Genomic DNA, 7,775 nt, shown 5'->3' with positions numbered 1-7,775 from the left:
GCGTCGGGGCATCAGGCGGGCTGGGCTGGGGCTGGGCTGCCACCGCTAAACCAGCAAAAAGAGCCATTAGACAAAAAGTGAGTTTCATTATGATTACCAGCAACGTCAAAAGCTTACCACGCAGCCTTAACGCGAGACTTGGACGTTCCAACGTAGGATAAAGGGCTGGAAGGGCAGGGCGGCGGTCTTGGCAGTCCCGGTGAGGACGAGGGTGTAGCGGCCCTGTTTCGGGAAGGTGACTCGGGCGGTGGGCCGTTTATTGACGAGACTGAGGGCGGTTTGGGAGAGTCGCTGCGGACCCTGATTGAGGGTGAGGGTGCAGTTGCATTGACCGGGGGTAATCTTGGTCCCGCCCCGTTTGACCAGATTGAACCAGACTTGCTGAGGGACCCCGGCCTGGGGCTGATCGCCCGGCTCAATATGCAGCAACGCCCCCACATCCCCGTCGGACTTGAGTTGGTGGGCTTGGGTAGGGAGGGACCCGCCTAGGACCAAGAGCACGAATAAAACCCGAAAACCCATGGGAACCTGTTAACTCACTTTCTTGATCATAAGTTGCCAGATACCTATCGCCTGTGCGCTGACGGTAGGATTAGCCCACAGGCGACAGGCGGCTTTGGTGGCAGCCCAGGTGCCCCCGGCTTGTGGGAGACTGTGACTAGGTATAGCCGCTAAAGCCGAGACCAGTTGCACTAAGCGTTGATTGCGCCGCACCTCGCCGAGGTCGGCATACCGCAATGCAACCGCCGCCCGATTTTCTACCATGCCCACCGCTGTCATCCTTTCTGTGAGGATATCTCACGATTTCTGGGTAAGGGATAGTACGTGGGGCGGAGGGGCCTAGTTGCTGTCTATCATGAGAAAACTTGTTGGTGCTCTTGACCGTGGAGATCAGTCGCCGTTTTGAGGGGTGGGAGCGCGTCTGGCAGAGCTTACGGGAGGCGGACCTATTGTTGTTGGGGTGTCCGCTTTTTTTGTTGGGTCTGGGGGCAACGGCGATTTTTAGTACGGACCCGCGCTATGCAGATTTCTCCTCGCAACTGATGACGGGGCTGGGGATGACGGTGGTTGCGCTCTTAATGGGCCGTCTGCCCTATCTGTTGCTCTTGAACTGGGCTTGGTGGTTCTATGGGTTTGCCAATGGTTTGTTATTGCTGGTGGTTTTTACGGGGCGGGAGGCTCTGGGTGCTCAGCGTTGGTTGGAGGTGGGAGGGCTTAGTTTCCAGCCCTCGGAGTTTGCCAAGGTGGCGGTAATTCTGACGCTGGCGGCCTACTTGCAACGGTTCCCGATTAAGAGTTTCCTCAATATTTTCCCGGTGTTGGGGATCGTCTTGCTCCCGGCCTTGCTCGTTTTTAAGCAACCGGACCTGGGAACGGCTCTGGTCTTTGGGGCGATTACGCTGGCGATGGTCTTTTGGGGCGGGGCGCGGCTGAGTTGGCTAGTGATTCTGGTTTCACCCCTGGTAGCGGCGATTCTCTTTAGTATTTGGGTGCCGCTTTGGATGGCTTGGGTAGGGGGGATGGGCGTGCTTGCGTGGCGGGCCTTGGACCGTAATCCGGCTTTGATGCTGACAGTGGTGGTGGGGAATCTGGTTTCGGGGGGGTTGGGGCAGTGGTTCTGGCAGTTGTTGCAGCCCTACCAACAGATGCGCTTGATTATCTTTTTGGACCCGACGCGGGACCCCTTGGGTGCGGGTTACCACATTATTCAGTCTCAGGTGGCCATTGGCGCGGGGCAGTTTTGGGGGCGCGGACTTTTCGCGGGGACTCAGACGCAGCTTAATTTCATCCCGGAGCAGCATACGGACTTTATTTTTTCGGCGATTGGTGAGGAGTTGGGGTTCGTCGGGGCCTTAGTCCTGCTGGGGGTATTGGGGTTGTTATTATGGCGGTGTTTGGTGATTGCCCAAAATGCCCGGGATGATTTTGGTTCGCTCATTGTGATTGGAATTTTCACAGTGTTATTGTTTCAAACTGTAGTCAATATCGGCATGAATATCGGTCTGGCTCCGGTGACAGGGATTCCTCTACCCTTTGTCAGTTTTGGGCGTTCAGCCCTGATTACTAATTTTTTGGCCTTGGGGCTGGTGGGCTCGGTCGCCAATAGCCGTAAACGGACTTCCCGTTAGGTGCGCGTTCCCTTGGATCAATGGCAACAGTTACCGGACCTGCCTGGGGTGTATTTCTTTTATGGGGCCGGGGACCGTCTGCTCTATGTGGGCAAATCGATCCGGTTGCGGCAACGGGTGCGCTCCTACCTGCGGGCGGGCGGGGGGCATTCTACCCAGACCGAACGGCTCAAGTTTGAGGCCCAGACGGTCCAAGTCAAGACCACGGGCTCGGAACTCGCCGCCCTCCTGTTGGAGAATCGGTTGATTAAAGAACACCTACCTCCCTTCAACCGTGCCCAACGGCGGTGGCGGCACTATCCTTTTTTGCGGCTGGACCTGAGTGATCCCTTCCCGCGCTTAGAGGTGACTCGTAATCTGACGGAGGACGGCGCGGAGTATTACGGGCCGTACCGAGACCGCCCTTATCTGCTGGGGATGGTCAAACAGTTGAGTGTGTTGCTGGGTTTGCGGACCTGTGCGGGGTTGGAGGCGATCCAGCAGGGCTGTCTCTTGGACCAGATGGACCGTTGCAGTGCCCCCTGTCGCGGCTGGATCAGTAGCGATGACTACCGGGCACGGTTGGAGCAGGTCCGTAATCTTTTGACTGGGGCGGCAGTACCGGACCTATTTGCTCAGTTGGCGGCGCGGATGGACCAAGCGGCGGCCCAAGAACACTACGAGCAGGCGGCACGGTGGCGCGACCAGATGGGGACGCTCCAGCATTTCGTGGACCATCAGCGGTGGCGCAAGCACCAAGTCGTCCTGGATGCCTGTGTGATTCAGCCCAGTGCCAAGCCCGGTGAATGTCAGGTTTTTTGGATTCAGGGGGGACGGCTGGCGGAGTCCCAGACCTATACCGCCCCGCCCCACCGCCACACCCTTGCTCGCTACCAAACGCCCAGTCCGCCCATGTACCGACTCCCCCAACACCAGCTTGACGAATTCCACCTCATCGCCACTTGGCTCTACCGCAACCAGCAAGCTCCCGAGGTGATTTGGCTCCAGGAACCTAACGCTGAAGCGCGGATCGGCGAACGGATCGAGATGGCTCTCAAAATGCCCCCCAGCCGCCCTTGAAAGGTGGGAAGTTGCTCAGACTGAGAATTATTTCTTGACCAAGAGCCGGTTTCATACCCATTCACCTACTATTTTTTTAGACCGACCCACTTAGGATCAAACTATTGTGCCGGGACCTACGGATGTCGCGCTTGGGTGAAGTAGCCCTGCTCTTTTTGAAGTTGGGGGTGATTGGTTTTGGGGGGCCAGCGGCCCATATTGCCCTAATGGAAGAGGAAGTCGTCCAACGGCGCGGCTGGCTGACGCCAACGCAATTTCTAGACCTCGTGGGAGCCGTCAACCTCATCCCCGGTCCCAATTCCACGGAGCTCGCGATCCAGATTGGTTACGAGCGGGCGGGAAAAATGGGTCTGGGGGTTGCGGGGGTCTGCTTCATCCTCCCGGCGGTACTGCTGACGGGAGGACTCGCCTGGGTTTACACGACCTATGGAACGCTCCCTCAAGTGGCTCCGGTGCTAGCGGGCATTAAGCCGGTCATCCTAGCCGTGGTCTTGGTCGCCCTGTGGCGTCTGCTCAAAAAGGCTTTGAAAAGTTGGTCTCTCGCCGGGATTGCGCTGGGGGTACTGTTGGGTTCTCTCGCGGGTCTCAATGAGGTTTTGGTCCTCCTTGTGGGTGGTGTGGCAGGGCTAGGGTTGGGGGCGCGGGCGGTGCTGATACTTTTACCCGGTGTGGCGGTACAGGCTGAAACTACTACCCCAGTCTCTTTGGGGGCTTTGGGTTGGTTCTTTTTTAAAGTCGGGAGTGTTTTGTTTGGTAGTGGCTATGTGCTGGTGGCTTTTTTGGAGGGGTTGGTGCGTGATTATGGTTGGCTTACCCGTCAACAACTGTTGGATGCGATTGCGGTGGGGCAGTTTACTCCTGGTCCGGTCCTCTCGACGGCAACGTTTATTGGTTATTTAATTGGCGGGCCGGGTGGGGCGGTGGTGGCGACGGTGGCTATTTTTTTGCCTTCTTTTATTTTTGTCCTCTTGCTCAATCCGCTCTTGCCTTTGCTGCGGGGTTCCCCTCAGGCGGGGGCCTTTTTGGATGGGGTGAATGCTGGGTCGTTGGCGTTGATGGCGGCGGTGGTCCTTAAGTTGCTTCCTGTCACTGTTACTGATGGTGTAACGCTGGGTTTGTTGGGGGTGAGTCTGGTCTTGCTCCTGCGGACTCAGGTGAACTCGGTTTGGTTGATCTTGCTGGGGGCTGGGGTGGGGTGGCTAGTCCTTTGAGCTCTTGCCGTGAGGGGTAATGGTGGGGTTTTGTGCGTTGGAGATAGTGGTTTGCTCTGCTTTCAACAGCCTGTGAGGACAGGAACCTTAGGTTCCGCCCTCACGCTCCCGCCTCCGCGCGGGGACCGCGCACGGCCCCCACCTGCAATTAAAGCTCGACCCGAGGACGGGTGAGTAACTTGCTCGGTTCAATTACTACTTAAATAATTTACTTACTACACCCCGCCTTCTAAACAATTCTTTGCTCCTCCTTCCGCCTTAGTTCCCCACCACGCCTGTGCCCGGCAGAGTATGGGGCGGAGGGGCCTCTACTGGGCGGCTTGTTCCTGACGGGCGGCATAGACGACAAATTGACGGTTGCGGTTAAGTAAGTAAATTGTCTGGAAGGGGCGTTGTTCACCGTCGCGCCAGTAAACTACCCGCTCTTGCTGTTGGGTGCCATCGGTGGTGAAGAGACCGTAATCTTTGGCGAGTTGACGGTTCATCTGATAGGTGACTCCGCCTAAATTTAGGAGTGAGGGGAGTCCGGCATAGGTGAAATAGGCATCCTGGATGTCGCCTTTGTTTAGAATTTGCCGTAGGTTGCCAGCCCACTGGCGGGCGGGTCCGAGGCCATGGGGTGCTCCGTTACCGAGGAGTTCGTATTGGGTAAGGGTGACGAGACTCTGGTTATTAATCATTACTTGAGCGGCTTTGCCGGGGCCGGGAAAGGCTTGGACTTCGAGGGGTTTCTCGGCAAAGGTTTTGAGGAGTTGGGTGAGGCGGTTTTCCACTAAGCGGGCGCGGGTGGTTGCTTGACCACTGCCCTTGGGCGCGTAGAGGGTGAAAAGTGTGTAGTTGAGCAGACGGACGGGTTCGCCCTCTAGAACTATTTTGGGAGGTGCGGGTTTGGGTCGGGCTTTGACTTTGAGGGTCCGCCGCTTAGTCGGGGCGGGGCGGGCGACTTTTAGGGTTTTCAGTTTGGTGCGTCGGCTCGCTTTGACTGGGGCGGGTTTGACTCTAACCCGTTTTTTGGTTTTGACTGGGGTGGCTTTGACGGTTTTCTTTTTGGTGTTGGCTGGGACCGCTTTCTTTTTGGTGGCTTTTACTTTTTTCTTGGCTTTGACGGGCGTGGCTTTAGCAGTCGTCTTTTTGGTCTTTTTTGATTGGGTCTGAGCGATGGCTGGGCGGTCCACAAACCAACCTAGACCGCTGCCCCCAAAGAGGGCAACGAGGAGGAGCAAGGCACAGGACTTATGCATTAGCCAGGGAGGGTGATTCGTTGCAGTCGGGCACCGACATTCCTTAGCTTACCTTCGAGGTCTTGATAACCCCGTTCTAGATGTTGAAGGCCCCGGACTTCGGTTTGGCCTTGGGCGGCGAGACCTGCCAGGATCAATGCGGCTGAAGCCCGCAGGTCCGTCGCCTGGACTGGGGCACCGGAGAGTTGGGGGACACCTTGGACGATAGCGATGTTAGCCCGGGTACGGATGTCCGCGCCCATCCGCCGTAATTCTGCCACATGGCCCAGGCGGTTTTCAAAGACGGTCTCCGTCACGACGCTGGTCCCCTCGGCAATAGCCAGTAACGCGACGAACTGGGCCTGCATATCCGTCGGGAAGCCCGGAAAAGGTAGGGTCTCGAGATCCACGCCCTGCCGGAACTCACCGGGGCTAATTTGTAGGGTGTCGGCGGCGACGGCTTCGATACGATAACCGATGTCGCGCAGCTTGGTGAGGGGTGCGCTGAGGTGGTCGAGGACGATGGGACCGACGGTGAGGACGGAGTTGGTGATAGCTCCGGCGATCAGGAGGGTCACGGCTTCTACCCGGTCGGGGATAACTGAATACTCTGTACCATGTAATCGTTTCTGACCTTGAATCAAGATTTGGGCCGTGCCTGCACCCTGAATCTTTGCCCCCATACTGATACAAAAATTCGCCAAGTCCACTACTTCTGGTTCACAGGCGGCATTCTCAATCAGCGTCTCGCCTTGGGCTAGGGTCGCCGCCATCATGATTGTCTCGGTCGCGCCCACACTCGGGTAATCCAGGTAGACCTTGGCCCCTTGGAGTCGCGTCGCCTGGGCCTCGACAATTCCCCCCTCAATCTTGACCTTGGCACCTAGGGCGGCAAGTCCACGCACGTGGAGGTCCACGGGCCGCGCGCCGATGGCACAACCACCGGGTAAGGGGATTTGGACTTGACCCAGACGGGCTAAGAGTGGACCGAGGATGAAGAAACTCGCCCGCAACTGACTCACCATTTCGTAGGGGGCACAATGGCTACTGATCTGAGTCGGGTCAATATGTAGAGTACCGCCCACCCGTTGGACCCCCACCCCCAAGGATTGCAACAGTCTCCCCAACGTCGCAATATCGGCTAAATCCGGCACATTGTGAATAATCGAAGGACCAGAAGCAAGGAGACTCCCTGCCATCAAGGCCAAGGCCGAGTTCTTCGCGCCACTAACGGGCAGATGTCCCTTCAATGCGTGACCGCCCTCGATCAAAAGGCGGGTTTGGTCCGGTTTAGTTAGCGTAGGGTCCGTGGTGGTTTGCACTGGGCTAGCGTATTGGATTGGAGTGATTTTGTCACAGGAATGAACTTTTTACAATAACGTCGGGTCAACTCTTGTCACCTTGCATAAAGTCAGTCATTATATATTTATGCTATGCCCTTTTTGCAGCCATCCCAACAGTCGTGTCCTCGAATCACGTTCGGCGGACGAAAGCAGCAGCATCCGCCGTCGGCGCGAATGTCTGGAGTGCCGCAAACGTTTCACGACCTACGAGCGGGTTGAGTTTGTGCCCTTGGTCGTCATTAAACGCAATGGCAAGCGTGAATCTTTTGACCGCTTCAAAGTCCTCAAGGGTGTGACGATTGCCTGTGAAAAAACCGGAGTCACCCGTTCCCAGATTGAAAATCTGGTAGATGATATCGAAGCTGACCTCCAGCAACGGGCCATCCGGGAAGTCTCCACCCAATTCATCGGGGAACAGGTCCTTAAGGGTCTCCGTGAACTCAATGAAGTCGCCTATGTCCGTTTCGCCTCGGTCTATCGGCAATTCCAGGGGATCTCTGATTTTGTGCAGGAACTGGGCCGCTTGCCTGCCGACCAGATGACTAGGGCCAAGCTCGAAGATATGCTCCATTTGGAATCAAATAAATAAGTAAGCCCCGGCTTTTGATTGCCGCCAGTGGTACGGGGGGTCATATTTTTCCGGCCTTGGCGGTGGCGGAATATTTAACGGATTGGGAGATTACTTGGCTGGGGGTGCCCGGTCGTTTGGAAGAACGGCTGGTGAAGGGACGGTATCCGTTAATTGAAGTGGATGTCACGGGGCTTGCGGGTCCGCCGGGACTGGGCTGGGTCTGGACGGGGTTGAAATTGCTC

9 protein-coding genes are annotated in these 7,775 nt (G+C 56.9%); 5 read left to right on the top strand and 4 right to left on the bottom strand.

All coding sequences use genetic code 11. From position 1 onward, the window contains the following. Positions 1–126: 126 nt before the first annotated feature. Together HFM78_RS12375 and HFM78_RS12370 are read right to left on the bottom strand one after the other, a co-directional pair. Entirely contained in the window at positions 127–522 is a 396-nt protein-coding gene (locus tag HFM78_RS12375; RefSeq protein WP_287129756.1) for a hypothetical protein, read from the bottom strand. A gap of 9 nt (positions 523–531) precedes the next feature. Beyond that, a complete protein-coding gene (locus tag HFM78_RS12370; RefSeq protein ID WP_287129755.1) occupies positions 532–765 on the bottom strand; it encodes a transposase DNA-binding-containing protein in 234 nt (77 codons plus the stop codon). A 119-nt stretch (positions 766–884) separates the two neighbouring features. Here HFM78_RS12370 and rodA point away from each other — a divergent pair, with 119 nt between their 5' ends. The 3 genes from rodA (at position 885) to chrA (ending at position 4,399) form a co-directional block, all read left to right on the top strand. Continuing rightward, the gene (rodA, locus tag HFM78_RS12365; RefSeq protein WP_287129754.1) at positions 885–2,129 is read left to right on the top strand and encodes a rod shape-determining protein RodA; all 1,245 of its coding nucleotides are present in this window, start codon (positions 885–887) and stop codon (positions 2,127–2,129) included. Between the two features lie 12 nt (positions 2,130–2,141). Continuing rightward, on the top strand, positions 2,142–3,188 hold the full coding sequence (locus HFM78_RS12360; protein WP_287129753.1) for a UvrB/UvrC motif-containing protein: 1,047 nt from the start codon (positions 2,142–2,144) through the stop codon (positions 3,186–3,188). A 122-nt stretch (positions 3,189–3,310) separates the two neighbouring features. After that, positions 3,311–4,399 (top strand): chromate efflux transporter, encoded by a 1,089-nt coding sequence (chrA, locus tag HFM78_RS12355; protein WP_287129752.1) that lies wholly within the window; start codon positions 3,311–3,313, stop codon positions 4,397–4,399. Positions 4,400–4,707: 308 nt separating this feature from the next. Here chrA and HFM78_RS12350 read toward each other — a convergent pair whose 3' ends face one another. After that, the gene (locus tag HFM78_RS12350; protein WP_287129751.1) at positions 4,708–5,640 is read right to left on the bottom strand and encodes a hypothetical protein; all 933 of its coding nucleotides are present in this window, start codon (positions 5,638–5,640) and stop codon (positions 4,708–4,710) included. Then, entirely contained in the window at positions 5,640–6,941 is a 1,302-nt protein-coding gene (gene murA / locus HFM78_RS12345) for a UDP-N-acetylglucosamine 1-carboxyvinyltransferase (RefSeq protein WP_287129750.1), read from the bottom strand. Before murA ends, HFM78_RS12350 begins: the two co-directional genes overlap by 1 nt. 106 nt (positions 6,942–7,047) lie before the next feature. Here murA and nrdR point away from each other — a divergent pair, with 106 nt between their 5' ends. Together nrdR and HFM78_RS12335 are read left to right on the top strand one after the other, a co-directional pair. After that, complete coding sequence (gene nrdR, locus HFM78_RS12340; protein ID WP_287129749.1) at positions 7,048–7,551, top strand: transcriptional regulator NrdR; 504 nt, start codon at positions 7,048–7,050, stop codon at positions 7,549–7,551. A 14-nt stretch (positions 7,552–7,565) separates the two neighbouring features. After that, on the top strand, positions 7,566–7,775 hold a 210-nt coding region (locus HFM78_RS12335; RefSeq protein WP_287129748.1), incomplete at its 3' end, for a glycosyltransferase.

The organism is Candidatus Cyanaurora vandensis (assembly GCF_013285555.1).
Taxonomy (GTDB): Bacteria; Cyanobacteriota; Cyanobacteriia; order Gloeobacterales; family Anthocerotibacteraceae; genus Cyanaurora; species Cyanaurora vandensis.
The sequence above is the reverse complement of the archived record's forward strand: the minus strand, read 5'-3'. Positions and strand labels throughout refer to the sequence as shown.

Excerpts from the sequence above, each read along its gene's own strand:
- HFM78_RS12375 (WP_287129756.1), bottom strand. The coding sequence starts at position 522 with ATGGGTTTTCGGGTTTTATTCGTGCTCTTGGTCCTAGGCGGGTCCCTC.
- HFM78_RS12370 (WP_287129755.1), bottom strand. The coding sequence starts at position 765 with ATGGTAGAAAATCGGGCGGCGGTTGCATTGCGGTATGCCGACCTCGGC.
- chrA (WP_287129752.1), top strand. The coding sequence starts at position 3,311 with ATGTCGCGCTTGGGTGAAGTAGCCCTGCTCTTTTTGAAGTTGGGGGTG.
- HFM78_RS12350 (WP_287129751.1), bottom strand. The coding sequence starts at position 5,640 with ATGCATAAGTCCTGTGCCTTGCTCCTCCTCGTTGCCCTCTTTGGGGGC.
- nrdR (WP_287129749.1), top strand. The coding sequence starts at position 7,048 with ATGCTATGCCCTTTTTGCAGCCATCCCAACAGTCGTGTCCTCGAATCA.